Source organism: Coleofasciculus sp. H7-2 (genome assembly GCF_042747725.1).
Taxonomy (GTDB): domain Bacteria; phylum Cyanobacteriota; class Cyanobacteriia; order Cyanobacteriales; family FACHB-T130; genus FACHB-T130.
The window spans coordinates 50832-76475 of record NZ_JBHZGO010000030.1; the positions used below are offsets into that span (position 1 = coordinate 50832).

Annotated in this window: 25 protein-coding genes and 1 pseudogene; 13 read left to right on the forward strand and 13 right to left on the reverse strand. The window is 47.1% G+C overall.

Annotated elements, in window-relative coordinates:
* Positions 1-1024 precede the first annotated feature (1024 nt).
* The 6 genes from ACFW2W_RS07235 to ACFW2W_RS07260 all read left to right on the forward strand — a co-directional run bounded on the left by ACFW2W_RS07235 (position 1025) and on the right by ACFW2W_RS07260 (position 6739).
* Positions 1025-1249: a hypothetical protein gene (locus ACFW2W_RS07235; RefSeq protein ID WP_378175316.1), complete on the forward strand. Its 225-nt coding sequence runs from the start codon at positions 1025-1027 to the stop codon at positions 1247-1249.
* A 311-nt stretch (positions 1250-1560) separates the two neighbouring features.
* Complete coding sequence (locus ACFW2W_RS07240) at positions 1561-3267, forward strand: serine/threonine protein kinase (RefSeq protein ID WP_378175318.1); 1707 nt, start codon at positions 1561-1563, stop codon at positions 3265-3267.
* An 83-nt stretch (positions 3268-3350) separates the two neighbouring features.
* Positions 3351-4028, forward strand: a complete 678-nt coding sequence (locus ACFW2W_RS07245) for a hypothetical protein (RefSeq protein ID WP_378175321.1) — start codon at positions 3351-3353, stop codon at positions 4026-4028.
* Positions 4029-4165: 137 nt separating this feature from the next.
* The gene (locus tag ACFW2W_RS07250; protein ID WP_378175324.1) at positions 4166-4864 is read left to right on the forward strand and encodes a Uma2 family endonuclease; all 699 of its coding nucleotides are present in this window, start codon (positions 4166-4168) and stop codon (positions 4862-4864) included.
* 340 nt (positions 4865-5204) lie between these two features.
* The gene (locus ACFW2W_RS07255) at positions 5205-6383 is read left to right on the forward strand and encodes a M20 family metallopeptidase (protein ID WP_378175327.1); all 1179 of its coding nucleotides are present in this window, start codon (positions 5205-5207) and stop codon (positions 6381-6383) included.
* Between the two features lie 101 nt (positions 6384-6484).
* A complete protein-coding gene (locus ACFW2W_RS07260; RefSeq protein ID WP_378175330.1) occupies positions 6485-6739 on the forward strand; it encodes a hypothetical protein in 255 nt (84 codons plus the stop codon).
* A gap of 222 nt (positions 6740-6961) precedes the next feature.
* Here ACFW2W_RS07260 and mgtE read toward each other — a convergent pair whose 3' ends face one another.
* Complete coding sequence (mgtE, locus tag ACFW2W_RS07265; protein WP_378175334.1) at positions 6962-8353, reverse strand: magnesium transporter; 1392 nt, start codon at positions 8351-8353, stop codon at positions 6962-6964.
* 217 nt (positions 8354-8570) lie between these two features.
* A complete protein-coding gene (crcB, locus tag ACFW2W_RS07270) occupies positions 8571-8969 on the reverse strand; it encodes a fluoride efflux transporter CrcB (RefSeq protein ID WP_378175337.1) in 399 nt (132 codons plus the stop codon).
* A gap of 214 nt (positions 8970-9183) precedes the next feature.
* Here crcB and ACFW2W_RS07275 point away from each other — a divergent pair, with 214 nt between their 5' ends.
* A complete protein-coding gene (locus ACFW2W_RS07275) occupies positions 9184-10305 on the forward strand; it encodes a WG repeat-containing protein (protein WP_378175340.1) in 1122 nt (373 codons plus the stop codon).
* A 301-nt stretch (positions 10306-10606) separates the two neighbouring features.
* On the opposite strand, the gene hisB is transcribed toward ACFW2W_RS07275, so the two are convergent.
* Positions 10607-11251 (reverse strand): imidazoleglycerol-phosphate dehydratase HisB, encoded by a 645-nt coding sequence (hisB, locus tag ACFW2W_RS07280; RefSeq protein ID WP_378175343.1) that lies wholly within the window; start codon positions 11249-11251, stop codon positions 10607-10609.
* A 133-nt stretch (positions 11252-11384) separates the two neighbouring features.
* On the reverse strand, positions 11385-12161 hold the full coding sequence (fabI, locus tag ACFW2W_RS07285; RefSeq protein WP_378175346.1) for an enoyl-ACP reductase FabI: 777 nt from the start codon (positions 12159-12161) through the stop codon (positions 11385-11387).
* A 100-nt stretch (positions 12162-12261) separates the two neighbouring features.
* Between fabI and ACFW2W_RS07290 the strand changes: the two genes are divergently transcribed.
* From ACFW2W_RS07290 to ACFW2W_RS07305, 4 genes are all read left to right on the forward strand, one after another.
* Positions 12262-12447: a hypothetical protein gene (locus ACFW2W_RS07290; RefSeq protein WP_378175349.1), complete on the forward strand. Its 186-nt coding sequence runs from the start codon at positions 12262-12264 to the stop codon at positions 12445-12447.
* Positions 12448-12540: 93 nt separating this feature from the next.
* Entirely contained in the window at positions 12541-13212 is a 672-nt protein-coding gene (ntcA, locus tag ACFW2W_RS07295; protein ID WP_378175352.1) for a global nitrogen regulator NtcA, read from the forward strand.
* 235 nt (positions 13213-13447) lie between these two features.
* Positions 13448-15049, forward strand: a complete 1602-nt coding sequence (locus ACFW2W_RS07300; RefSeq protein ID WP_378175354.1) for a DUF3084 domain-containing protein — start codon at positions 13448-13450, stop codon at positions 15047-15049.
* 66 nt (positions 15050-15115) lie between these two features.
* Entirely contained in the window at positions 15116-15508 is a 393-nt protein-coding gene (locus ACFW2W_RS07305) for a pre-16S rRNA-processing nuclease YqgF (RefSeq protein ID WP_378175357.1), read from the forward strand.
* 41 nt (positions 15509-15549) lie between these two features.
* On the opposite strand, the pseudogene ACFW2W_RS07310 reads toward ACFW2W_RS07305, so the two are convergent.
* Positions 15550-15615: pseudogene (locus ACFW2W_RS07310) on the reverse strand (DUF3146 family protein); the annotation flags it as partial.
* A gap of 44 nt (positions 15616-15659) precedes the next feature.
* Complete coding sequence (locus ACFW2W_RS07315) at positions 15660-15923, reverse strand: DUF3146 family protein (protein ID WP_378175360.1); 264 nt, start codon at positions 15921-15923, stop codon at positions 15660-15662.
* A 273-nt stretch (positions 15924-16196) separates the two neighbouring features.
* On the opposite strand from ACFW2W_RS07315, the gene ACFW2W_RS07320 reads away from it, so the two are divergent.
* The gene (locus ACFW2W_RS07320; protein WP_378175671.1) at positions 16197-17603 is read left to right on the forward strand and encodes a GTP-binding protein; all 1407 of its coding nucleotides are present in this window, start codon (positions 16197-16199) and stop codon (positions 17601-17603) included.
* Between the two features lie 515 nt (positions 17604-18118).
* Here the strand turns inward: ACFW2W_RS07320 and ACFW2W_RS07325 are convergent.
* Positions 18119-18793 (reverse strand): A/G-specific adenine glycosylase, encoded by a 675-nt coding sequence (locus ACFW2W_RS07325; protein ID WP_378175363.1) that lies wholly within the window; start codon positions 18791-18793, stop codon positions 18119-18121.
* Positions 18794-18967: 174 nt separating this feature from the next.
* Positions 18968-20701, reverse strand: coding sequence for a mechanosensitive ion channel (locus ACFW2W_RS07330; RefSeq protein ID WP_378175366.1), 1734 nt, complete (start codon positions 20699-20701; stop codon positions 18968-18970).
* Between the two features lie 277 nt (positions 20702-20978).
* Between ACFW2W_RS07330 and ACFW2W_RS07335 the strand changes: the two genes are divergently transcribed.
* On the forward strand, positions 20979-21434 hold the full coding sequence (locus tag ACFW2W_RS07335) for an SRPBCC family protein (protein ID WP_378175368.1): 456 nt from the start codon (positions 20979-20981) through the stop codon (positions 21432-21434).
* Here the strand turns inward: ACFW2W_RS07335 and ACFW2W_RS07340 are convergent.
* From ACFW2W_RS07340 to ACFW2W_RS07360, 5 genes are all read right to left on the reverse strand, one after another.
* Positions 21431-22258 (reverse strand): SirB1 family protein, encoded by an 828-nt coding sequence (locus ACFW2W_RS07340; protein WP_378175371.1) that lies wholly within the window; start codon positions 22256-22258, stop codon positions 21431-21433. The two genes, ACFW2W_RS07335 and ACFW2W_RS07340, sit on opposite strands and share 4 nt — an antisense overlap.
* A gap of 108 nt (positions 22259-22366) precedes the next feature.
* Positions 22367-23677, reverse strand: coding sequence for an HlyD family secretion protein (locus ACFW2W_RS07345; RefSeq protein WP_378175374.1), 1311 nt, complete (start codon positions 23675-23677; stop codon positions 22367-22369).
* Positions 23678-23763: 86 nt separating this feature from the next.
* The gene (locus ACFW2W_RS07350; protein WP_378175377.1) at positions 23764-23979 is read right to left on the reverse strand and encodes a hypothetical protein; all 216 of its coding nucleotides are present in this window, start codon (positions 23977-23979) and stop codon (positions 23764-23766) included.
* Between the two features lie 67 nt (positions 23980-24046).
* A complete protein-coding gene (locus ACFW2W_RS07355; RefSeq protein WP_378175380.1) occupies positions 24047-24340 on the reverse strand; it encodes a hypothetical protein in 294 nt (97 codons plus the stop codon).
* 790 nt (positions 24341-25130) lie between these two features.
* Positions 25131-25574, reverse strand: coding sequence for a retroviral-like aspartic protease family protein (locus ACFW2W_RS07360; protein ID WP_378175383.1), 444 nt, complete (start codon positions 25572-25574; stop codon positions 25131-25133).
* Between the last annotated feature and the right edge of the window lie 70 nt (positions 25575-25644).

Sequence of the window (25644 nt, forward strand, 5' to 3'; positions counted from 1 at the left end):
CCCAAAAATACTGAAGCGATCGACGAATTGACTGATTTAGCGAAGCTTCAAATTTGCAGTGTTTTATTTTTTATACTCTTTTGCTTTTTTTTGGTTCCTTAAAGCCTCAATACTTTCCCCGATCAGGCAAACCTAACCCTCAATCTCCTTCCTGGCTAATTTTTAGTACTGGTCATCTATGTAGAAGGCTTGACGATGCAATGCCAACATTGCTGTGAAATCTTTAAGTTCTTACTAAAGACAGATGAATTATATAATTTTTGCTTAGTATCTCATAAGCGGTACAACAATGGAGTAGGCGATCGCGAAGCGCTCCAAAAAGCCAGTTCGCGCACTTCAACTATTCCTCCCTTTTTGGAATTGCTCCTGATGTCGATTCTTAGTTCAAGTCCCCTCAAAACTTGCAATTGCCACAAAAACAACTTTCCCGAAGGAACTGATAATGTCGAGTTTCTAATAGACTTTAGTTTTTATCTGATTGCTAATTGCCTTTATTTTTTTAATTGACTAAATAAGAGTTTCCCTTGATTGGCAAGATATTGAGGCTTTTCTATCTGGAGGTTAATTGCCTCTTTTATTACTGGTTCGCCGTTTCTGGTTATAGCTATTGCTAGTTAAATGAATTTATTTTTTTTAGTCTACAATTATAGGTTGTTGATTTATAACTGTATTTTCGGTTATAAATATTGTATATATTTTACATTAGAGATTTTTATGTAATTCTGCTGTCTGTGCTTGCTGTAGACCCCAACATAGGAGTAACATGGGGAAAGTAAGTTAACTGAGAATATCAATTTGTTAGATTATCGGCAAATTGTAAAATTGGTAACAGATACTCCAATTTTAACTTTATCTACAAAAAATTGAGCTTGGTTGAAAAATATAAAAAAACTACGATATATTGTATTTAAAAGCACGAAATAGCTTAATACTTAGATGTTTTTTTATATAATTAATCCTTCCTTTTGATAGAAGCAAGAGTTAAAAACATGGATTAAATTAGTAAAAGAATCACAGAAAAAGGATGGCAATCATGTTTGCTATAGGGGATGATGTTCTTAATCAAAAAACTGGGCATACTGGCAAAGTAGTTGGTTACGGACATGAAATGGTTGATGGGGTTTATTTACCAACCATCAAAGTGCTTATAGCTGAAGATTTAAATACTGGAAAAAAGGCTTTTGTAGAGGAGGACTTGCATTCGACATGGATTCAACGGCAGGCAGTTAGCAATCTCTCTCCCAAATAGTCTTTGGTAATAGATTAAAGGAGCGTGACAAGTGAGAACAAAGCCGGAGAGTCGCTTCTCCGGCTTTGTTTGGATCTAAACCCTTTAAATTGTTAGATTGCACCCGATACCGCCCAAATGGATATCGTTTTAACCATCACCATGCCCCTATCAAGCACTCAGTCAGTTGTACAACAAAGATAAAGTTCCTCAAGGGCTGGATAGTATCGTATTTACTTATCGGTGGTGAAGATTATCCTTGCGGGTTTTCCGGTTAGTCTGAGGCGTCGGGTAGAATCGAGGGAGCTTGTGTTTTCATCTGACTCTAGTCTGTGACCAGTGCTGCCTACTGCATTAATCCCGATTGTTCGCGTCCCTATCCCCAACCTTGGGGAAACAAATTTTGCAACTGTTGTGGGGCACCGCTACAGCTGAACAATCGCTATATTCCTCTACAGACTCTAGGATCTGGGGGGTTCGCTGCCATTTATACAGTCTGGGATTTGCAGTTGGCAACAGACCGGGTGCTGAAGGTATTGCTGGAATCTTCATCGAAGGCGCAGGAACTGTTTGAGCAAGAAGCATCTGTTTTAGCAAGTCTGGATCATCCGGGTGTCCCTAGCGTCGAGCCTGATAGCTATTTCGTGGTGAATTTGGGTCATCCCTCTTACCGGCGTCTGCCTTGTCTGGTAATGGAAAAAATCAACGGTCAGACATTGCAGGATATCCTAGATCGCCACTATCCTCAAGGGTGTCCGGAGTCGCTGGTGACGAATTGGCTGGAGCAAGCGCTCGATATTTTACAAGAGTTGCACCGGCGGCAGATTATTCACCGAGATATTAAACCCTCCAACTTGATGCTGCGCCAAGAAACCGGGCAACTGGTGGCGATTGATTTTGGCGGGGCGAAACAGATAGGCACTGTCCAAGTGGGTCAAGAGGCAAGTTCAACGCGGTTGATTTCTCCCGGATACAGTCCGCCAGAGCAGATTTCTGGTGGTGCTGTGGGACCGGCGGCAGATTTCTATGCGTTGGGTCAAACGATGATTCACTTGCTCACGGGTCGATATCCCCCGGAGTTGGAAGATCCAGCGACCGGAGAGTTACGGTGGCGTCATTGCGTCCCAGTGAGTCCCGCCTTCGCCGATTTGCTGGATGATATGGTGCAGGCTGATGTGCGCCAGCGACCGGCAACGGCTGTGGAAATTCAGCGGCGTCTGGGTGGGGATTCTTCAATGAAGACGAGAACCAGTCAGATTCCGCAGTCTTTCTCGGATGCGATCGCTACCATCGCTCTCAATAGTCTGAAGCTGTTGTGGGTAGCGATCGCATCTATTGTGACGCTAGTCGGTCAAACGACTCTTTTCGTTGTTCGAGCGATCGCTAAAGTTGTGACAGCTAGCCTGGATACGCTTTGGGAGATGCTTGTCGGCGGAATTGGTGCCAGCGTATTTACCATAACTGGATTTTTGTTAGCTTATTTTTCCCCACTGGGCGATCGCGTTAACGCTTTTTTCTTCCACGTTCTGCCCCAGATTAATTCCAGTATCCAAACGCCAGTGGGGGCGCAAATTCTTCTGTTTGCCGCCGCTGGGTGGGGAACAGCTTGGGGTTTGACTGAGGCAGGAGGTTTTGGTCAGCGCAAGCGTCGTTTGGTAGCTGGATTGATGGGCGTTTTCGGCTATGGGCTGGGGTGGTTGGTTTGGCAAGCAGCAACGCCTCAGGCATCGCTGCTGCCTTTGCTGGGATTTCTGGCAGTTGCAGTTGGTCCTCTCACCCTCGGTCTTGGTTTGCCGAGTCATCAACTGGTTCACGCCGTTGTTGCCGCAGCTGGCACGGCGGGCTTTTTTGTCAGTCTGGCAGCATTGGCTTTGCCTCCCGATTTTTTGTTGCATCTGTTCTCTTTTTCTCAACCTAGCGGGCAGATTTTCTTATACTGCCTTGGTTTTTTCAGTCTCTTGGGTGTCACCATTGCCTTCTGGCTGGGCGTGAGTTACTACTTGGTTGTGCCTTTTCTGCGTTGGTTGGGTTGGCGTTAACGGCGTGTCGCCTCCTAAATCCCCGGAATTCGCGATCGCGCCTTGGAAGCACTACTTCAGCAGACAGATTTAATTAGTAACTGATGATAAAAAAACTTTCCCTATTGGCAATGGTTCTGATGTTGGGTGCTTGTACTTCTACAACGAATTCCAACCAATCCACAGCGACAAATTCCCCAACTCCATCAACAGTGGCTGAGTTACCAGATTTGCAGTGTCAAGGCGAAGTCCCGCCACCTGTAAAAGCCACGTTAGGCGAACACCGCCTCGCCAATGAATCCGATTTTGTGCCGTCAATTCGCAACTTTAAGTCTAGTGAAACTCCGAACAAGAAGTTTACTTGCAGCATCTTCTCGGCTGATTTTAATCAAGATGGTTTGAAAGACTATGCCATGTTGTTAGTGGCTGAAGAAACGGCTGACTTCCGGTTTCAAGTCGCGCTGAATCAAGGCAATGAAAAGTTTGCGCGATCGCTCGTGAAAGATTACAAGCGCACCACGAAGCCAGAAGCCGGTGTAATTTACACTTCAATGGACTTCAAACCCGCAGGAGAAAAAGGTTTAGCTAACCGCAAATATAGTCCTTTGAAGTCGGAATCGCCAGAAGAAAAAACCTATATCAATACACCAGCGATTGAATTGTGGAAAGTTAGTAAGACCGATGAACCACCCAAACAATTAGATGTAGATTCTCTCGCTTACTGTTCTGAGGCTTTATACTTAGTAGATGGCAAACAAAAGACTTTTGCAGTCTGCGATTAAAAATCTGTGTAGGTAGGGTTGTTGCCTCTCACCCAAACCGAAAAGTTGGGTTTCGCTACCACTCAACTCTACCTACAAATTATAATATTTATCTCCACCTACGTATCATAGAGTTAGTAGTCCAGGGGAAATCTGTCATGTTAGAGTACAAGTCACCAAAATATTTTCCTTCTTCCGAAGAACTACTCGACTCTGACGAAACACCTGTGGATAATGAACTGCAAGATTTAATTCCCGGTTTGCTGAAAGCTATACTAGCTATGGCTTGGCCAAATCGCATGGATTGGTTCTTTGGCGTTGACATGGGGATTTACTACGATCCTGACAAACCAGCCATCGTACCAGATGGATTTCTTAGCTTAGGAGTCGAGCGGTTTTTTGACGAAGAACTGCGCTTAAGTTATGCGATTTGGGAAGAAGAATGCGTCCCCGCTATGGTGTTGGAGGTTGTCTCCCAAACTTATCGGAAAGAATACAGCCAAAAAAAGCTAGATTATGCGAATTTAGGGGTGTTGTACTACGTAATTTATTCTTCCCGTCGTCGCAGAAAGCCGCATTTGGAAGTGCATCGCTTGGTTGATGGTGAATATGTGTTGCAGCCAGGAAATCCGGTTTGGCTACCAGAAATTGGATTGGCGATTGGCGCAGAACGGGGAATTTATCAAGGAATAACGCGGGAGTGGTTGTACTGGTACGATGATCTTGGGCAAAGATTCTTAACACCAGAAGAACGCGCCCAAGTTGCCGAACAACAAGCACAAGTTGCCGAACAACGCGCCCAACGTTTGGCGGAACAACTTCGTGCTATGGGGTTAGATCCAGATTCTTTAGTTTAAATTAAGCTATTGGAGATTCTCTTAATTTGCGCGATCGCTTCCGGCGATTAAAGTTTTGTCAGTCAATCAGATCCCAGGGTTATTAGGGATAAAAACCAAGTAATTTTTAAATTTATTTTGCGTTAGATTTATATGCACTAATTAAGTTAGCGTAAATAAACCGAATATCTAGAAAGAAAGCCGGGTTTTCTAAAAAAATGGGTTTCTTAAGACAAATCTATTGGTTACAGCTAATGTTATAGGTTTGTGTCTTCTTGATAGCGATCGCTTCTGTTCGGCAACATCCCAGAAAAATAAAAAGGGGGTGAACTAAGGCTGTAGTGCGAGTTAACATAACTTTATGCTGAACCGTATTAAAGACATTGCTGAAAAACTAGCGCCTCGCCTGATTGAAATCCGACGACATATCCACGCTCACCCAGAACTAAGCGGTCAAGAATACCAAACTGCTGCCTATGTTGCTGGCGTACTGTCTTCCTGTGGGCTTCACGCGCAAGAAGCAGTGGGTAAAACTGGCGTAGTTGGAGAATTAAAAGGACAAGGCATCGATGAGCGACTGCTGGCAATTCGTACTGATATGGATGCTTTGCCCATTGCAGAACGCACCAGTTTAGATTATGCCTCGCGTCTTCCGGGAATTATGCACGCCTGCGGTCACGATGTCCACACCACAGTGGGTTTAGGCACGGCGATGGTACTATCCCAGCTAGGAGAAACCTTGCCGGGAAATGTGCGCTTTCTGTTCCAGCCAGCCGAGGAAATAGCCCAAGGAGCTGGGTGGATGGTTGCAGATGGGGTGATGGATAATGTCAGCGCGATTATGAGCGTTCACGTTTTCCCTTCTATTCCGGCGGGATCGGTGGGAATTCGTTACGGTGCTTTGACAGCAGCCGCAGACGATCTGGAAATTATTATTACAGGCGAATCTGGGCACGGGGCGCGTCCTCATGAGGCAGTTGATGCAATTTGGATTGCGGCGCAAGCGATCGCCTCTCTTCAGCAAGCGATTAGCCGGACACAGAACCCGTTGCGTCCGGTCGTGCTAACGATTGGTAAAATCGAGGGTGGACGCGCCCCAAATGTGATTGCCGATCATGTGCGATTATTGGGAACTGTGCGATCGCTGCATCCGGAAACTTATGCCAGCTTACCCCAGTGGATCGAGCAGATTGTCTGCAATATCTGTAAAACTTACGGTGCTGGCTGCGAAGTCAACTATCGCCGGGGAGTCCCTTCTGTGCAAAATGACTCAGCGCTGACTCAGCTGGTGGAAACAGCTGCCAAAGAAGCGTGGGGAAGCGATCGCGTCCAAATTTTGCTGGAACCCTCTCTCGGTGCGGAAGACTTTTCGATGTACTTGGAACACGCTCCTGGTACGATGTTCCGGCTGGGCGTGGGATACCCGGACAGAAAAAACTACCCGCTGCACCATCCCCAATTTGAGGTGGATGAATCTGCCATTATTATCGGCGTCGTCACCCTCGCCCATGCTGTCTGTAAATATTGGCACCATCGCTAAAAGCATTTGAATTCCCTCGATTTTCTAACTCCAGAAGGATTAGTCTCTGGAGCAAATCTCAGTATGCTGCAAATAATACAACTAAAGAAACAAAACTACTTATGACCTCACCCACACCTCTCAAAGGTTTAGAGCTGGTTGATTGTGCTAAAGCAAATGCAAAACAGGGAGTTGAAACTGCGGCTCATCTGTCTGGCTATGGTGAGGATTTAGGCACCTTTAAGCGAGAACTGAAGAAAGCTTGTGACGATATGGGCGTCACTTTTCATGAGTTGAGTGATTTGATTACCGATCAAGACGCCTTAATGAGTATGGAAGGGGAAATTGTTGCTCCAGATACAGCAACAGAATTGTAGAAGCGAAAAGTTATCCGAAACGTTTAATTCCACGCATATCAAATCCGTTTGAATAGCCATCATTTGGAACCTCATCCCCAAACCCTCTTTGCCAGCGGCGAGGTGCAGTTCTATGCGCTTCCGGCACGCTAAGCGAACGGGAAGGCGCTGGTTCAGCAAGCGGATTTGATCTCACCTACTGATGACTTGCCGATCTTGCTGACACCCATTTACTCGCTACTTCTACAACTTCAAAATTAGCCGCGCCAAATTAAAGTAAATCAGCACGCCCAATACATCAACCGCCGTTGTAATAAACGGCGCTGACATCAAAGCCGGGTCTAACCCGACGGCGCGGAAGATGAACGGAAGACCGGAACCAGCAATCGATGCCAAAATCGAGATAGCCACCAAACTAATCCCCACAGCAAGCGAGACTGCCCAATCTCCATTCAGGAGCCAGAAAGCCCATAACGTTGCCACAGTGCCTAACATCACTCCCAGGAGTGCCCCAGCGATCGCTTCTCGCACCACCACCTGTACTGGCCCCATTTCTCGAAGTTCTTCGGTATTCAAGCCCCTAATCACCACTGTCGATGATTGAGAACCTACATTGCCGCCAGTGCCAGTTAGCAAGGGAATAAACGCCGCCAGCGACACCACCTGCCTAAGAATTTCCTCTTCCGCTTTGATAATCGTGCCAGTGACAGTATTGGTCAGTAGCAAAACGAACAACCAGACTACGCGCTTGCGAGCCACCGTGAGTAAATCCGTTTGGAAATAATTGTCGCCCCCCGACTGGAGACCGCCCTGTTTGTAAATATCCTCCGTCGTTTCTTGTTCTATGATGTCAATCACGTCATCAACGGTGACAATGCCCACCAAACGTTTCTCCCGGTCTACCACCGGGACGGCGAGAAAGTCATAGCGCCCGATCAGCCGCGCCACTTCTTCCTGGTCATCGCTGGTATAAACGCACACCACATCGCGGGTCATAATTTCCCCAATCTTCTGATCGGGATGAGCGATTACCAAGTCGCGTAAGGATAAAATGCCTGTCAAGTGACGGGCGGCATCCGTAATATAAAGGTAATAAATAATCTCCGTGGCATGGGCTAAACTGCGAATTCGCTCCAGCGTTTGCGCCACCGTCATGTTTTCTTTCAAAGAGATATACTCTGGTGTCATCAGTCGTCCAGCAGTACCCGCCTCGTAACCCAACAACTGCGCTGTCGCTTGGCGTTCGGCGGGGCTGAGCTGTTCGAGCAGACGACGGACAACTGTAGCGGGCAGCTCATCAAATAGTCGTGCCCGGTCATCTGGCGACATTTTATCAACAATGTCCAGAACTTCCTGCCGCCGGAATTCCTCGATTAGCGCCTGCTGCACGCTGGAGTCGAGATATTCATAAACTTCGATCGCCTCATCTTTGGAGAGCAAACGAAAGGCGATAGCTTGCATCGCCTCTGGCAACCCTTCAATTGCTTCTGCAATGTCCGCTGGTTGCACCGGCACAAGTATCGATTTTGCCCCCTGAAGGTCTTCCGCCTCAAGCAGCATTTGCAGCTGCGTTCGGACGAGCTGCCGGAGTTCACTGCGCGAGACTGTCTGGAAGGGAGTATTGGTGTCAGTCAAAGTAGACCCTCTTAATCCAGTGTTAAGTTTGTTGCTGCTTTTAGTCTAAAGGGCATTGGTACGGATATTTTTGCGCGATTTAGGAGTAAATGCAGCACAAATGGGAGCCAACCGCCCCATTTAATCAATCGTTGATATTTTTCCTGTACCAGTCTAGTCTCCAAGTATCTAGAACTGAAGACTCTGGGGATGGCGTTTAGCAGTCATGGTGTTTTTTCTACCTCCCGAACCGAGCTAGAAGCGTGCCTAGCTGAACGCTGATAATTCCGAGTATGGCGCTCGCTGCCCAGTAAATACCGACGGCGGCATAACTGCGATCGCGCAGTAGAGTATATGTTTCTAAGCCATAAGTTGAGAAAGTTGTGTAAGCTCCTAAAAAGCCAGTCGTCACCATCAACCGCACATCAAGGGGAATATTCGCCACCCGTTCTAAGGTCAGAGTGACAAAAAAACCCATACCAAAGCAACCCGTAAGGTTGATAAAAAAGGTGCCGTAGGGAAAACTGGTGCCGAAGCGTTGGGCAAACCAGAGGGTGAGATAGTAACGACTCAATGCTCCGGCGATCGCTCCTAAACTGATGGCAATGGGATGACGAATCGCGGGGTCTTGCAGCATCTAACTTGAAAATTGGACTCTCAGACTGAGGGAATCAAGGGTCTCAAATCCAGCGGTTTCTCATAGCAGGTCAGGTTGCTTAACCTCTACCTTCGCTGTCGCGTTCTCCCCCACAACCCTCTGAGATTATACCGATAGACTGAAGAAAATATACTAGGATCATTAATAAATATTTATTACTCAAATTTTGGCTGCTATTAGATAGGGAATTTTTATGAAAATTGCCACTCACAACAGATTGCTTGTCGCGGCTGCTAGCCTCCTGTTTGGATTAGCGATCGCTCCAATTTCTGGATGTGAAGCAATATCAACTTTTCGGACTTCTCAAATAAATTCTGATGCAACTGGGAAAGCCCATAATCCGCAAATAGCTATCCCGCTTAAATTTAGCTGGGCTGATTCATTTTCAGAAGAGCTAGCAGCGGTCAAAATAGACGGCAAATGGGGCTATCTTGATCAGAATGGCAACTTCGCAATCAAACCGCAATTTGATAATGCCGAGTCTTTTTTCCAAGGGCTAGCGCCAGTCAAAATGGAGAACAAGTGGGGCTATATCGACAAAAGTGGCAACTTGGTAATTAAATCACAATTTGATTTAGTTAAGGCTTTTTCTCAAGGGCTGGCAGCGGTAAAGATAGATGACAAGTGGGGATATATCGATAAGAGTGGCAACTTTATAATTAAACCACAATTTGATGAAGCTAAAGCTTTTTATATTAGCGATCGCAGTGCGTCTGCCCTAGAGCTTGCGGCGGTAGAAATCGGGAAAAAGTGGGGCTATATCGACAAGAAAGGCAACTTCGTCATTCAGCCCCAATTTGATGAAGCTGAATCTTTTTCGATTAGCGATCGCAGTGCGTCAGCCCTAGGACTTGCGCCGGTCAAAAAAGACAACAAATGGGGCTATATCGATAATCGGGGCGACGTTATCATTCCGTTGGAGTTTGATGAAGCTAAGTTTTTTTCTGAAGGACTAGCCGTGATATCCAGTAATAATAAATGGGGCTATCTTGACAAAACGGGAGATATTGTCATTCTACTGCAATTTGATTGGGCTGGGGACTTTTCCCAAGGACTGGCAGGGATAGCGATAGACAATAAGGTGGGCTATATTGATCGGGCAAGCAATGTTGTCATTCCCCCACAATTTGATAACATTTATAACTTTTCCGAAGACCTAGCAGCAGTAAAGAATGGCGACAAATGGGGCTATATCAATAAGAGTGGCAAATTCGTAATTAAGCCCCAATTTGATAGCGCTCGATCTTTTTCGCAAGGGCTATCAAAAGTCAAAGTTGGTAATAAGTATGGCTATATCCGTAATCCTCTCCAATGAGTCCTCCTACTCTGAAAAATAGAGGAAAATTGAGAGTCTCACATCTTGCACCTGGCGGTTGAAACCGCAGCTACACAAACTCGCACCTGCCGCCTACGCAGGTTACAAAACCCTTGATTTGCGGTAAGCCAAGGTCGGCGGACTTGGAATGCAATAGCCCCAGAATTCCATTCTCAGGGCTTGGTGCAAGATGTGATGAGTCTAACTAGCGGTAGCGGAGACTTCAGGAGAGTGAAGCGAGAGTCGGGTGGGTATTGTCCCGACTGTTGCTGCCTTTATCGGTGTGTATCTGCGAGAAAACCTATAACACGCCTTTAGAACTGGGGATCGTAGCGCCACGGCGGGGATCGATTTCGATTGCCATGCGAAGCGATCGCGCAAACGCTTTGAACGTCGCTTCAATAATGTGGTGCGAATTAATTCCATCCAGTTGGCGGATGTGCAACGTCATCTGGCTGTGATTTACCACCGCCACAAAAAATTCCCGCACCAGCTGGGTGTCATAAGTCCCGACTCGCTGCGTGGGAATCTGCAAGCCATAGCTTATGTGGGGGCGTCCGGAAAAGTCTAACGCTACCTGAACCAACGCTTCATCTAGAGGGGCGAGGAAATTACCAAACCGGACAATGCCTTTGCGATCGCCCAGTGCTTGATGCAACGCCATTCCTAGGGTAATTCCCACATCTTCATTGGTATGGTGGTCATCAATTTCCAAATCTCCCGTCGCGGCTACATCCAAATCAATCAAGCTGTGAGAGGCGATTTGATGCAGCATATGGTCTAAAAACGGAATGCCGGTTTTGGCGTTGCAAGTTCCATTCCCGTCTAATTTGACGGTGACGATGACATCCGTTTCGCCCGTCTTGCGCGGAACCCTTGCCATGCGAGGAGACAAAAGCTGTTCAATGCTTTGAGAAGGTGGAAATTGGCGATCGCGTGCCTGCATCGCAGATGCTCACTCAAGAAAATAAAGTTAAGTTTATTATCCTACGTTACCGAAATTAAAAATGCAAAATTAAAAATTAAAAATTAGAAGAATCTTTCTTTTTTAATTTTTAATTTTTAATTTTTAATTCTTTCTACATCCCCATAATCTCGTATCCAGCATCGACATACAGCACCTGACCTGTAATGCCACTTGCCAAATCGCTACACAAGAAAGCAGCCGCATTTCCCACTTCTCGCTGAGTTACAGTACGTCGCAGCGGTGCTACTTCCTCAACGTGATGGATCATATCCAGAATGCCACCCACCGCCGACGATGCCAGAGTGCGGATGGGACCCGCCGAGATCGCATTCACGCGAATATTCTGCGGTCCTAGTTCAGATGCCAAGTAACGGACACTCATTTCCAACCCAGACTTAGCAATTCCCATAACGTTGTAGTTGGGAATCACCTTAACGCCGCCTAGATAAGTCAGCGTGACAATACTACCGCCTTCTGTCATCAGCGGTTTTGCTGACGCTGCAAGTTGTACCAGCGAATAGGTACTAATTTCCAAAGCCTGAGTGAAGCCAGCCCGTGTAGTGTTGCTAAAATCACCTGATAAATCTTCCTTGTTCGCAAAGGCAAGACAATGGATCAGGATGTCTAGCTTGCCCCACTTGTCGCGGATAGCGTCAAATGCAGACTGAATTTGGGTCTCATTCTGGACATCGCAGGGTAAAAACAAGCTGGGGTTTAGGGGTTCTACCAACTCTGCCACTTTTTTTTCAAAGCGACCTCGGTCGTCCGGCAGGTAAGTAACTCCTAGATTCGCACCCGCTTGGTGCAGTTGCTGAGCAATGCCCCAGGCGATCGATCGATTGTTGGCAATGCCAGTGACAAGGGCGTTTTTTCCGGTTAAATCTAGCATGGATGTCGATTTTGAAGGCAATATTAGAGGATATCCGATTTAGGGGAGTATTCAAGATCGCGATCGCCCGGAGCGAGACTGTCCAGTACGGGTAAGGGCCATGCCTCCCTACTCACAATGCATCACACCCGATGGCGCAGATCCTGTCAAGATATCAACATTTTCCGTAACAATCTTACTTGCCCTGAGCAGTGAGAGAACTGAAGAACGTGGCAAGGGAGACTACTTTAAAATTATGTATCAAATAGCACAAAAACCGCCGGGAAGTCAGTTTATCTGTGTCTAATGTCAGAAAACTCTCATAGTTGTTTTGCTATGGTTAAAGTTCCTCCGACAGTAAGTTGCAGAAGTCTGTAGGGCAGCATTTAGGAAAAAGGAAGTGGTAGTGACGCAAGATAGACCGCTAGCAGCTGTATTCCGTCAATTGGGAGGTGGAGCGTTTCCACCAGTGGTGGAAACTTTTGAGCGGGGCAAGACGATCTTTTTCCCAGGAGACCCGGCTGAACGTGTATACTTTTTGCTCAAAGGTGCAGTCAAGCTGTCTCGCGTGTATGAAGCCGGGGAAGAAATTACCGTGGCGCTGCTGCGAGAAAACAGCGTTTTTGGGGTATTGTCCTTAATTACGGGGCATCGTTCGGATCGGTTTTATCACGCCGTAGCATTTACGCCAGTGGAGCTGCTTTCGGCACCGATCGATCAGGTAGAGCAATCACTCAAGGATAATCCAGAGCTATCGATGTTGATGCTGCGAGGGCTTTCTTCGCGCATTTTGCAAACAGAAATGATGATTGAGACATTAGCTCACCGAGATATGGGATCGCGCTTGGTGAGTTTTCTGTTGATATTGTGCCGCGATTTTGGTGTACCTAGCGCCAATGGAATTACGATCGATCTGAAGCTTTCTCACCAAGCGATCGCTGAAGCAATTGGCTCCACCAGGGTGACAGTCACCCGCTTACTAGGAGATTTGCGGGAGAAAGAAATGATTTCTATCCACAAGAAAAAAATTACGGTACACAACCCAGTTACACTGAGTCAGCAGTTTACTTGAAAACAGCCAGAGGCTCTAGTCAGGTTGTAGGTTGAAGCGACATGGTAGCTTAGCAGGTTATCGGGTTTTAACATTTAGCCTAGACTTCAGTTAAAAGTTGCCAGTTTTTAAGCTGATAGTTTTTCAACCTTCCAACCTTTAACCTTGCCGATTTCAGCTTCGATCTTTAATTCCTGTTAACTCTTTCTCTAGCCTGCTATGCGATAGGCTGTAACTGGAATGACTGTAGCAGACAATGACCGACAGTGCGCTCTTCCTGATTTTGTCTATTTTAGTGTTGGGAAGCGTCATCGCAACGGTAGGCGATCGCATTGGCACGCGCGTGGGAAAAGCACGGCTGTCGTTGTTCAATCTGCGTCCCCGCAAAACAGCTGTTTTGGTAACAATTCTAACGGGTCTAACGATTTCTGCCTCAACACTGACGATCATCTTTGCGACAAGCGAACAATTGCGGATTGGAGTTTTTAGACTCCAAGAAGTGCAGAAAAAACTCAAAACAGCGAGTAAAGATATTGCCAAAGCGAACGAGCAGAAACGGAAGACCGAAAGCGAACTTGCCAAAACCGTCGCCCAAAAAGAGCGAGTTGAGAACGAACTCGCTCAAGCTCGCACCCAGCAATCGGTTGCCCAGCAGCGCTTAGATGCGATTAATCGGTCTTTGGCAGCCGCGCTGGCTAAACAAGGTCAGACAGAGGCGCAACTGAATCAAACTCAAAGCGAACTGAGTCGGGTTGCCAGCAGCTTTCAGCAAACCCAAAAACAGCTCGCATCTGTCTCTGGACAAGCGAAGACGCTACGTTCTGAAATCCAACAACTTCAAGCAGAACGCCAAGAACTGCTCCAGCAGCGAAATCAAGTCAGAGCTGAAATTACTGAATTTAAAGCGAAAGTGACTCAGCGCGACCAAAAAATTGCCCAGCAAGACCGAGCGATTAGCCAACGCGACGAGCAAATTGTCCAGCGGGATCAAGCCCTTGTCCAACTTGATGAGAAACTTGCTGCCTTTAGGAAGAGCCTAAGCGATCGCGATGAGCAAATTGTCCAGCGAGACAAAGCCCTGTCTCTACTTGACGAGAAAATTTCTGGACGAGATGAGGTGATTGCCCAGCGTGAAACTCGCCTCAAAGAACTCGAAAAACAACAAGCTTCCCTAGAGCAGGAAGTGGCAACCTTAGAACGATATTACCAGTCCTATCAAACCTTGCGTCAGGGTAGTCTAGCGCTCCTGCGCGGTCAGGTTCTGGCTGCTGGCGTTTTTCGCATTGTCGATCCAGCCGCAGCCCGACAGGTCGTCGAGCAACTGTTACGAGAAGCGAATCGGACAGCGATCAAAGCAACTCGACCCGGTGTCAACAAGGTGGTGAATGAACGGGTCGTGCAAATTACAGAGGCACAGGTAGAGCAACTGATCGACCAGATTCAAGATGGTCGAAACTATGTCGTGCGAGTTTTTTCGGCTGGTAACTATGTCCAAGGAGAAAAGCAGGTACAAGTCTTTGCAGACGCCGCGCCTAATCAAGTTGTATTCCGCGCTGGTGATGTCGTTGCTGCTACATCTGCCGATCCTTCAAACATGACCGACCAGCAAATTCGGCAGCGGATTGACCTGCTGCTTGGAGCATCCCAGTTCCGAGCCAGCCGTGCGGGGATTTTGGGTGATACAGTTCAGGTTGGCGACAATCGAATTGTTAGCTTGATTCGCTTTATCGAGCAGTTGAAAAAGCACAATAAGCCGATTTCTCTCAAAGCAGTCGTGGCAGAGGACGCCTATATTGCAGGACCAATGAAATTAAATCTGGAGGCGGTTGAAGATGGAGAAGTTGTGGTGAGGCTGTAAGCTATTAGTTATTAGTCATTAATCATGAGTTGATGACTAATCGCAATTAACCATTAGTCAATTCAGATGATTTTAGGGTTCGATCCAGGGCGCGATAAGTGTGGTTTAGCCGTAATGGGGAAAGACAATTCTCTGCATTACCACCAGGTTGTACCAGCAGAAGCAGCGATCGCTACTATTCAAACCTTATGGCAACAATTCCCTATCGATACTCTGGTGATGGGCGATCAAACCACTTCCAAAAGTTGGAAAAAGAAACTTCAGCAAGAGTTCCCAACATCGGTGCCGATTGTCCTGGTAGATGAGCGCTACAGTACCTTGGAAGCACGCGATCGCTATTGGCAAATGTACCCTCCCCAAGGTTTAGGACGCCTGATTCCTCAAGGAATGCGGACTCTACCCCGACCGATAGATGACATTGTTGCCATCCTCCTCATCGAAAGATACATGAACAATTAAAAATTAAATTATTCAATTTTTAATGCAAGCATTTTTAATTTTTAATTCTCTACGTCCCCTCCAGGCTCTAGCTGGTAATCTTTCGGTTCTAAAAATCGACCCAGAGGAAATTATTCAATTTTTAATGCAAGCATTTTTAATTTTTAATTCTCTACAATTCTGCCCTGATTGTAAACGCATAGTCCCCTCCAGGCTCTAGCTGGTAATCTTTCTGTTCTAAAAATCGACCCAGAGGTTCCTGAATTAAAGCGCGTCCCAAAGAAGGTGTCACCGACAATTGACCCTGTCGGAAACACCACTGGAACTGCCATTCATATTCCGCCGCCGTGACTTCCCCTGCCAGAAAGCCCCGTTGCCAGGAAAGATGGGTAATTCGGACGTAGGCAGTGGTTTGAGGTAAACGCTTAGAACTCACAATCGCTGTGCCGATCAAATACCTTTAGCAGCAACAATACTAAACTTATGGCGATCGCCTTCGAGATAACATCATTCTCGCAGCTGATACTAAGCTGGCGCGAAGCGTGTCAAAATCTCCCTCTGGATATGGAAGTGCCAGACTAGATAGGTAATGACTAGGATGAAAGAAGAGTAACATCTGAGGACAAAAGGTGCAATTTTGAGTCGTTTATCGTCTGACCGAACCCCAAATGCCAGCCAGTTCCCTTTACAAACCCCGAACGCAACAGATTTGGATCGGGAACTAGACAACGCCATTTTGAGCTTTGATGACATCCAAGCCGAACTGAATTACAAAAAGGCGCAAAATGCTCTGCGAGACTTGGTGGATAATCTAGATCTAACTCCTCAAGAGCGGACGGGACTGGAGTCTGAGATTAACGATTTGGCAACGATGCTGGAGAAGTTAGATCGCTCAGTCGTCCAGATTGCCGCCTTTGGGATGGTAGGACGGGGCAAATCTTCGGTACTGAATGCCTTATTAGGTCAGAACGTCTTTGAAACAGGCCCGCTTCATGGCGTCACCCGCACCCATCAAGGTGCCAGCTGGCAACTGACTCAGGAGAATCAGGCGGGAAGCGTGAGCGATATCCTGCGAGTCACGCTGCCGAGTGCTGGCAATTCCCAAATTGAGCTAATTGACACCCCTGGAATTGATGAAGTAGACGGAGAAACCCGCGAAACCTTAGCCAGACAAGTTGCCAGACAGGCAGACTTGCTGCTGTTTGTCATTTCTGGCGATATGAACAAGGTGGAATACGAGGCGCTGTCGCAATTGCGGGAAGTCGGTAAACCGATGTTGCTGGTATTTAACAAAATTGACCAGTATCCGGATGCCGACCGGATGGCGATTTACCGCAAAATCCGAGATGAACGGGTGCGGGAATTGCTCTCACCGGATGAAATTGTCATGGTTGCTGCCTCTCCCCTGGTGGCGCAGGCGGTTCGCCGTCCTGACGGAACGAGGGCAGTGCAGCGACGACTGGGAACGCCCCAAGTTCTGGATTTGAAGCTGAAAATTCTGGAAATTTTGCACCGGGAAGGCAAGTCTCTGGTGGCGCTCAACACCATGCTTTATGCCGATGATGTGAACGAACAGCTGATTGCTAGGAAGATGCAGATTCGCGATGAAAGTGCGAATCAGATTATCTGGAAAGGGGTGATGACGAAGGCAGTGGCGATCGCTCTCAACCCTGTCACTGTTGTCGATCTCCTCAGCGGTGCCGTTATCGATGTGGCAATGATTCTCACTTTATCTAAACTCTACGGCATCCCCATGACCCAGCCTGGAGCGGTGGGTCTGCTACAAAAAATTGCGATTAGTATGGGCGGAATTAGTGCCAGCGAACTCTTGGCGACTTTGGGACTTAGTTCCCTGAAAAGTCTGTTAGGACTCTCAGCACCCGCAACTGGCGGGGCGTCTTTAGGTCCCTATCTATCAGTTGCTGTAACTCAGGCGGGTGTTTCTGGTGTCTCTTCTTATGGGATTGGACAAGTCACCAAAACTTACTTGGCGAATGGCGCTTCTTGGGGGCCAGATGGGCCAAAAGCCGTGGTGAGTCGCATTCTGACTTCGCTGGATGAAGCCTCAATTTTGAATCGGATTAAGCATGAGTTGAGTGCAAAGTTAGTGAGTTAAAACAAGCGATCGCTCTTTTTCAAAACAAGCGATCGCTAGAACTTTTTAAAGTTAGTTAAATTCATCTAACTCACTTTTAAATACATCGATCAGTTTCACTGATCTTTTGCTTAATTTCGATCAAATATACTTATAATTAACTACTTGCTTTGTGCATAATAAAGCCATATTATGTGAATGTATTGGTCTAACCAAATGCTTGTTAAAAGTAAGTGGTTGGAGCGCAGAGGACAATGTCCTCTGCGCGAGTTTCAGGAAAACACACCTTTATAGGCGGATAAGTAAAATAAGTGATTTAGAGGTGAGGAGCGCGTGGCTTTGTGCCGAGTAGTTAAAATTTCCAAAAAGCTTTTGTAACATGGCGCGATCGCTCTATATAAAGAGCAAGTAGCGTTAAGGTATTAGAGCGATCGCAATTTTTTTAGCATAGAGTTAGCATACAAAATAAAAAACTCGGCAACTTTGAACAAACCGAGTTTCCGATCTAACGATTGACGACAATTGTAGCCTTTGCACTATGAGGCGCTAGATGCTTGGGCAAGGTAATTGCATTGTTGTCGTAGCGGACACTCAACACAGCGAGGATTTCTAGCTGTGCAAACGGCCGCCCCAAAGTCCAAAAGCGCTAAGTTCCACGTTCCCACTTGCGTTGTCGGTGCTGCCTGTTCTGCCGCCTCCCAGAGCAGCCGATCCCGCCCTTTCACCCGACCGCCCTGCAATCCAAAAAAGCGCTCCAAAATCCGGGCAACGTTGGTATCGAGTACGGCGAGAGGCTGTCCAAAGGCATTGGCACAGATAGACCGCGCCGTGTACTTGCCGACTCCCGGAAGCCGGAGCAACTCGGTTTCGCTATTGGGGATGTTTCCTACATCCTGTTCGAGGATGAGTTGCATTGACTGGCGCAGTCGCTCGGCTCTAAAAGAAAGCCCCAGGGGTTGCAAGAAGCTGGTAACTTCTTCTACTGGTGCGGCGGCAAGGTTGTGCAGCGTCGGGTATCGCTCGATAAACGCCTGGTAGATGGGTGCGACTAAAGCCGCATTCGTCTTTTGCAGCAGGAATGCCACGAAGATGGCGTAAGGATCTTTTGTGCGACGCCACGGGAAATCCCGGAGGTGCTGCTTTGCCCAAGCTTTGAGCTGACGGCGAAACCATTTCACTTGGCTCAAATCCAGAGGCTCTATAAATATCATTTCCTGTCTCCTCGGATAGTTAGAGCGATCGCTTTAGCACACCATCAAGTTAAATATGAAGAATTTCCCGCTATATGTATTGCGATTGCCGCCAGTCTTCTACAACCCATCTAACTTTGACTGAAAAGGGCGGACACAGATGCCCACCCTTGTTTAACTGACCGAGAAAACGTGTTATGTGCGAGGCGTTTTATCTTCTTTAAATGATGCCAGCCATTCTCGGACTTGCCCAGCCGCAACATCGCGGCTACCCAAACCGAAAGCAAGCGCGATCGCAACGGCGATCGCTCCCAGTAGCAGTCCAAAAGCTAAGTTAACGATATCGCTAGCAATTCCCATCTGTTGCAGCGCCATTGCTGAAACGAGGGCGATAATCGCAATCCGAGCAGTTTGTCCGAGTATCCGCGATTGGCGAGTACCGGAACTGGTAATCAAGTTAAAGGCGAGGTTAGCAAGATACAGACCAATCGCAAACACCACCAAACCGGCGAGAATGCGACCTAAGATCACCACAATGCCACTTACCAGGAGAGTCAGCGCCGGAATTTGCAGAATGTTGGTTGCTGCTACTGTCGCAAACAGCATGATACCAACCAATACCACAATCCCGGCGAGTTCTGACGGCGTGCGGGTGGGAGGCGTAGGTTCCTGAAGGACGGTTTGTTGTCCGGGAGGCGGCATCTGTGCCTCTGGAGCCGGAGGTAGAATTGGCGTGGCGCGGGTGTAAGGTCTAGGTTGGAGTCCCAGCCAGTAGAAAATATTGTTGAATCCGATGCTGGTGAGGATGTTGGTCACTAACTCTGAAACAAAGTGTCCAACCACATAAGCGATGCCTAGAATCAACGCCGCTGTAAAGATTAGCGGAATCGCGTTGAGAATTTGGGTCAACATGGCGATCGCCGGAACCGAAATTGCCGCAATTCCCAAAGCATTCAGAGCAGCGATCGCGGTCGGAATTAAAATCAGAACAAAGACAACTGTCCCGATTAGCCAGGAGAGCGTCTGTCCGCCGGTTGCCCGTGAAATTCCAAACCTCGCACCCAACCGATCCGTTCCGGTTGCTGTCAGCAGATTCGTGACAATCCGCCGCACCACCTGCGCCAGCAACCATCCCGCTGCACCGATGACAATAGCCGTCAGAATCTTGGGTACTGCTGCCAAAATTTGATCCAGCAGGTTATTAACCGGACCGAGTGCCTGCTGTAGCTGTAGGGCATCTAAGATCAGCGGCAGAAATAGCAAAAAGATGAACCAGTACAGGGCGTTGCCTAAGGTGTCGCTCAGAGAATACTGGTTTGTCGTTGGGGTCGTACTCCCCGCTTGCTCGCCCAACCGTTCGTCTAATCGCAGCGCCCGCAGTCCCCGCGTCACCACTAGCTTTGTCAAAGTTGCCAGTACCCAGGCAATTCCTACAAGAACCGCTGCACTGACCAGTTTGGGGATGAACTGAGTAACTTGCTCTAACAGACTGTTAAGAGGGCCAGCCACCGCTGTTAGTTTTAAAGTCTGTAAACTAGCAACGATGGCAAAGAGCATAATCAGCCAAAACACCACGCTGGAGATCCATTTCTCCACAGGTGGTCCTTCTTCAGCCCCTTGGCGACCCGTAATCCAAGCTGCTAAACGATTATCGATGTTCGTGCGATTCAGCAGTCCTCGCACCGCCGCCGCCGCTAGTGACGCCACGAGCAAGCCAGCCACTAACGCTAGGATCGCCTTAATCAGATCCACTAGCGAACTGCCTAGATTGAGTCCAAGGCTTGAGAAAATATTGTCAAACGAAAAATTATTCGTTGCAGGAGCGGGTTCAGCCGCCGGTATGGGTGTATTCTGCGCTAACAACCCGTTCAACCTGAGTGGCACCTCTCGAAAGAGAGTGAGTGTAATTCCTTGCCAAGTTCCATTCATGGTGTTCTAAGTTAACGTCAGATGGGCAAATATACAAAAAGTTACGCTGCTTAGCAGGAATCGCCAAGACTTATCCTACACGCTGCTAAATTCTCTAGCTGCTGCATTGGAGAATCAAAAACCGACTAAGACAGGATGAGATAGATATAGACCAACGTTCTCAGTTTTCAATCTATCTTTATAGATAAATAAGCCGAAAAAGTCGGATATTTGCGATTTTTAGCGGTGCTTCCCGATTTGCGTTTCTGTAGCGTTTACTCCCAGTAAGCTGTATATTATGTCCCCTACTGAAGTTTTCGAGCAATCTATCCAAATCAATGCCAGTGCAACGGTGGTTGAGCGCTGCATTACCGACAATGCCTTGATGCATCAATGGCTGAATCCGGCGTTGCGGTGCGAACCAGTCGGAGAGTGGCGAACGGATGTGGGGAGTCAAAGTCGGTTTATTATTCAAATTCCCCTATGGCAACCAACTCTGGAAACGGTAGTTGTAAAGCGAGAACCGGGGCTAATTGTCTGGGGATTTGAAGGATTTTTTAAAGGACGCGATCGCTGGGAATGTCAGCCAGAGGCAACGGGAAAGGGCACGCGCCTGCTGAATCGCTTCGAGTTTGAAATTCCCAGTCCCTTAGTGCGTTGGGGTTTTAATACCTTCGCCGCCGCCTGGACGAAAGCCGATATGCAAGCTCAATTGCGACGGCTCAAACGAGTAGCAGAGGAGATGGATCGCTAATAGATATCTTGTTCTATTTGTGTCAGTAACTGGCGAATCACGCCAGCATCCTCCGCATTGGGAAGTATCGCCAGATAAATGTTTAAATCTTGGGATGCCTCTGCCCAGCGCCCCATTTGGAAGTAGAGAAGACCGCGATCGCGCAATTCCATCGGTGCATCTGGGAACAATAGCAAAATCCGTTCCACTGTGGCAAGCGCTTTTGGCAACTCCTGCTGGTTCAGATAAATCATTTTCAGATTCGTCAGCATCCGGGTCAAAAAGCGCCGAGAACTCACGGGTTCTACGAAAGTCGCTTGCAGTTGCACAGATTGCTGGTAAATCTTCGCAAGTCTATCTCTGCAATCTTGCTCAAACAGAATCTCACCGCGATGGAAGGCATCCACGAAGATTCCCACATTCTCAAACTGCGGGCGAATCAGGAAATGTCCCGGCATCCCCACCCCAACCATCGGAAAATCAATGCGTCGTGCAATCTCTAAATAAACTAACGATAGAGCGATGGGGATGCCAGTGCGCCGGTCAATTACATCATTTAAAAAGCTATTGCGGGGATCGTAATAGTTCTGGTTATTTCCAGTAAAACCTAAGTCGTCGTAAAGATATCGATTGATAGTTTGAATCACCCGCAGGGGATACCGTTGGGCAGGTAGGCGTTCTTGTACCTCCGCTGCCATTGTATCGAGGGCATTGAGGTATTCATCCGGGTCGAGGTCTGGATATTCTTCCTGAGCAATGTCCAGAGCAGCTTTTGCCAGATTAATTTGCTCATCTGGCTGATTAATTTCCTGATAAAATGACAGGCGACCCAGCGGCAAGTTCATGGCAATTCAATTGTTTAGCGAAACTATCTCTTTGATTGTAGAAAACAACGCGCATTCTCGAACAGCAACTCAAGGATAATTAGCAAGTCATCAGTGCTAGCCGTCTAATTACAAATCGGTGAGCAGCCTTGCCTTTCTAAGCATAAATGTCAGTACGGTTTCTTCTCTAGAAATAATCTCTGCGGCAATTTCCATCCCTGGTTGAATCGGATAGGGGCGATCGCCTTTGATCAGATTTGTTTTTTCTGGCTGGATGGTTACTTCGTAGGAGGGCGCAACCACAGGGGCGTTGGCGTTGTTACTTTCAGGGGCGATCGCATCAGGAGCGATCGCGCTCACTTTTCCGGTGAGGGTTCCATAATCAGGATAAGGATAGGCAGAAACCCGCATTTGTACCTTTTGCCCCAAAGCAACTTTCCCAATATCCTGAGCCGCCACCCGCGCTTTCACGACGATTGGCGTGTTGCTGGGAGCAATTTGGGCAATCGGTTCCGCTGGACGCACCACCTGAGAGGCATTTCGCAGTTCTAGTTTGAGAATGGTGCCAGATGCTGGGGCGCGAATCACGCTTTTTTGCAGTTCCATCCCGATTTGTTTGAGTTCGCGGGCGTCACCGTTAAGTTGATTTTGGATTTCAATTTGACGCTGAATTAGGGTTTTTCGTTCTTTGTTCAACGTCGCTAAGGTAGATTCACCCTTGGCTCTTTCTTGAGCGATTCGCTCATTGGCAATTGCTACGGGTGCCCCACTAGGATTGAGCGTGGCTTTTGCCCGTTGCAGTCTCGCTTGAGCGGCTTTGAAAGCTTCTTCTTTTTCCTTGATTTGCAGTTGAGCGATCGCACCTGTATTTGCTAGCTGTTGATATTGATTCATCTGCGCCCTTGCTAAGTCCACAGATGCCTGCGCTTCTTGCACTTCTGCCTTAGTTGTAATTTGTTTCTCTTGATAGTCTCGTTGGTTGCGACCCAGATCCGCTTGAGCTGAGGCACTGTTGCGATTCATCAAGTTCCACTCCGCCTTTTGCTGGCTGTCCAGGGCGCTGATTTGAGCCGCGATTTGACTCAGTTGCTGTTGGTTGTTCTGGATATTACCTTGCAGTTGGCTTTTTTTCGTCTGGAGTTGGGAGTTATCCAAGATAGCGATCGCATCCCCCTGTTTCACGACCTGATTCTCTTTCACAGAGATGCTTTTAATCGTTCCTTCTGTTGACGCTTGCACAATTCGCAACTCACCTGTAGGACGCACAACGGCAGCAGCTTTAACAGTAACGTTGTACTTCGTATAAGCGGCAAGCATCACCGCTACCCCAAAAGTACCGACTAAAAACAATCCCCCTAGCGTTGTCCATCGGCTGATGGGAGGGAGAAATTCGTCGCTTGAAACTGAGCGGAGAAAGTCGGGGTTGCTGTCTCTAAGCATGATTAATCCATTCAGTTAATGAGTGTTCTCTATTATGATTGCATTTACTTTAAATAAAGTTTAATTTCTTCGCAATCGTTTATAATTTAAGTGGTCAATGGCTTTTTACGACTTGCCCGCTGTTGTCTAAACTTAACTGATTCATCTGGTGATAAAACTAATACCATTTCTATAATTGATTGTATTGCAACGCGAATTGATGCGATCGCTCTTTCCAAAAATGCTGGGTTTATTGCCCGCTCGACAAGAAAATCTCGTCGCTTGGGACTGGGTTCGTTCAGCAGAAAGATGAAAAAATCCACCCTAATTTTAAATCAGGGTGTGATAGACATGGTTTGACTGAATAGTTGCAGCTACTAAATCGCCGATTCAACTGCTAGTAACTGTCAAATTTCCTCCAGTTCCAGTCAAATTTCCATCTACTAGTGATATTGTTGCTGGCTCTGCTAGTTGAGCTGTATATTTTTTATCGTCAATCGTGAAACTGATGCTAAATGGACTGAGATTGAAAGTGCCATTGGGAATCTCAGACTTCAAATCGTCAAAGTCAAAACTGAATAAATCTAAACCTCCAGCCACCGCCTCTTGTTCCTGTTCGGACAGTTCTGCGAATAGGAATTGGTCTTGAGGTTGCAGATTTGGTTGGTTTTTTGCACCTATCATGATGTTGCCCTCAAAATAAACTTGGCTCTTCCGTAGTTGGTATGCTAAATTTATAGTCAAGAAGCGCCACAAGCTATACTAGCCATGAATTTAAGCCAATTTAGCGTTTATTAAATAGAAAATACAGTCCAAAATCGTTATACCTTGCTAGGTAAGCCTTTCAAGTTTTGGAATCAACTTTTTAGCATACCAAGTAATGAAGAGCCAAAAACTTTGAAGCCTTGGAAACTTGTGCCGTGCTTAAAACTTACGTAAATCAAAACACCTTTTCCTCCCACTTTTGGGAGATTAGCATTTGTCACCGTTGGTTGTAATAACGCAGTCGGCTTTGTTTGCGTAGTAAAAACGCCGGACGACTCGCATTCGCGGTTATACAAACGAAGCCTGCCGGGAGCAGGCTATATGACTATATGATAAGCCTGCGAAGGTAGGCATAGTCTATGGAGCATTGAGGCAACAGAGCCTGTGGACGTATATTTGCACGCATCGGGATGCTCCCGAAGTCAACAAACTGGCTGACGCCCTACTGTCCATTGGTTAACCACTGAAGCAAAAGAACCTTCCTCCGACATCATCAGCGATGGAGGAAGCGGTAATCAAGGCTTGAAAATCTGCTGTGACAGAATAGCGATCGCGCTTTTTGTCATCTGTCGAAAGATATTCTACTCAAACAGCGTATGAAGAGTTGTTAGTGTAAACACCTTTGCGATCGCATCCCGTCTCATCTGTCTGTCATCAGTGCGTAGCGAAGCCGCTGCGCTAGCAGCATCGCTTTCCCTTTTTTCCCTAACTAAATTCTTAAATAACTTGCCGTCGGACTCATGGGCAAGAGGATCATCTGTTGATTTTGTAAATCCAATTCAATTCCCAACGCCTCAAGTGGAATTACTCCCAGCAAGGGATCTGCCCCTCCTGGCAATTCCAAACATTCAAAAGTTCCTTCCCGTCCCATTAAAGATATTTTGGCATCTTCAAAAATGCGTGCCCTACCAATCCCAGTTGCAGTTGCTACAGGCACTTCTTTAAGAAGTGTTAAACCAAGTTGGGCAATAATATCCTGTGGCAGACACAAAGTAGTAGCGCCAGTATCCACCAGCACATTTTTCACTACAAGCGATCGCACCTCATCTGCGGTAATATAACCCCGTTCAGTTAAACCTTGATCTAACCGATTCGTGACTAGCAAGGTTGTAGTAATTTTGCCCATTAAATCTTGATTAATAATTGACTGCATAATGGTACCCCTACCCATTTCAATCTAGGCTAACAGAACCAGTGACAAAAGATTTTTGAGTGCGCGATAG

Bases quoted from the DNA above. Each gene is read 5' to 3' on its own strand.
- ACFW2W_RS07235 (WP_378175316.1), top strand. From the start codon at position 1,025: ATGGCAATCATGTTTGCTATAGGGGATGATGTTCTTAATCAAAAAACT.
- ACFW2W_RS07245 (WP_378175321.1), top strand. From the start codon at position 3,351: ATGATAAAAAAACTTTCCCTATTGGCAATGGTTCTGATGTTGGGTGCT.
- ACFW2W_RS07250 (WP_378175324.1), top strand. From the start codon at position 4,166: ATGTTAGAGTACAAGTCACCAAAATATTTTCCTTCTTCCGAAGAACTA.
- ACFW2W_RS07255 (WP_378175327.1), top strand. From the start codon at position 5,205: ATGCTGAACCGTATTAAAGACATTGCTGAAAAACTAGCGCCTCGCCTG.
- ACFW2W_RS07260 (WP_378175330.1), top strand. From the start codon at position 6,485: ATGACCTCACCCACACCTCTCAAAGGTTTAGAGCTGGTTGATTGTGCT.
- crcB (WP_378175337.1), bottom strand. From the start codon at position 8,969: ATGCTGCAAGACCCCGCGATTCGTCATCCCATTGCCATCAGTTTAGGA.
- ACFW2W_RS07275 (WP_378175340.1), top strand. From the start codon at position 9,184: ATGAAAATTGCCACTCACAACAGATTGCTTGTCGCGGCTGCTAGCCTC.
- hisB (WP_378175343.1), bottom strand. From the start codon at position 11,251: ATGCAGGCACGCGATCGCCAATTTCCACCTTCTCAAAGCATTGAACAG.
- fabI (WP_378175346.1), bottom strand. From the start codon at position 12,161: ATGCTAGATTTAACCGGAAAAAACGCCCTTGTCACTGGCATTGCCAAC.
- ACFW2W_RS07290 (WP_378175349.1), top strand. From the start codon at position 12,262: ATGCCTCCCTACTCACAATGCATCACACCCGATGGCGCAGATCCTGTC.
- ACFW2W_RS07300 (WP_378175354.1), top strand. From the start codon at position 13,448: ATGACCGACAGTGCGCTCTTCCTGATTTTGTCTATTTTAGTGTTGGGA.
- ACFW2W_RS07305 (WP_378175357.1), top strand. From the start codon at position 15,116: ATGATTTTAGGGTTCGATCCAGGGCGCGATAAGTGTGGTTTAGCCGTA.
- ACFW2W_RS07325 (WP_378175363.1), bottom strand. From the start codon at position 18,793: ATGATATTTATAGAGCCTCTGGATTTGAGCCAAGTGAAATGGTTTCGC.
- ACFW2W_RS07330 (WP_378175366.1), bottom strand. From the start codon at position 20,701: ATGAATGGAACTTGGCAAGGAATTACACTCACTCTCTTTCGAGAGGTG.
- ACFW2W_RS07335 (WP_378175368.1), top strand. From the start codon at position 20,979: ATGTCCCCTACTGAAGTTTTCGAGCAATCTATCCAAATCAATGCCAGT.
- ACFW2W_RS07340 (WP_378175371.1), bottom strand. From the start codon at position 22,258: ATGAACTTGCCGCTGGGTCGCCTGTCATTTTATCAGGAAATTAATCAG.
- ACFW2W_RS07345 (WP_378175374.1), bottom strand. From the start codon at position 23,677: ATGCTTAGAGACAGCAACCCCGACTTTCTCCGCTCAGTTTCAAGCGAC.
- ACFW2W_RS07355 (WP_378175380.1), bottom strand. From the start codon at position 24,340: ATGATAGGTGCAAAAAACCAACCAAATCTGCAACCTCAAGACCAATTC.
- ACFW2W_RS07360 (WP_378175383.1), bottom strand. From the start codon at position 25,574: ATGCAGTCAATTATTAATCAAGATTTAATGGGCAAAATTACTACAACC.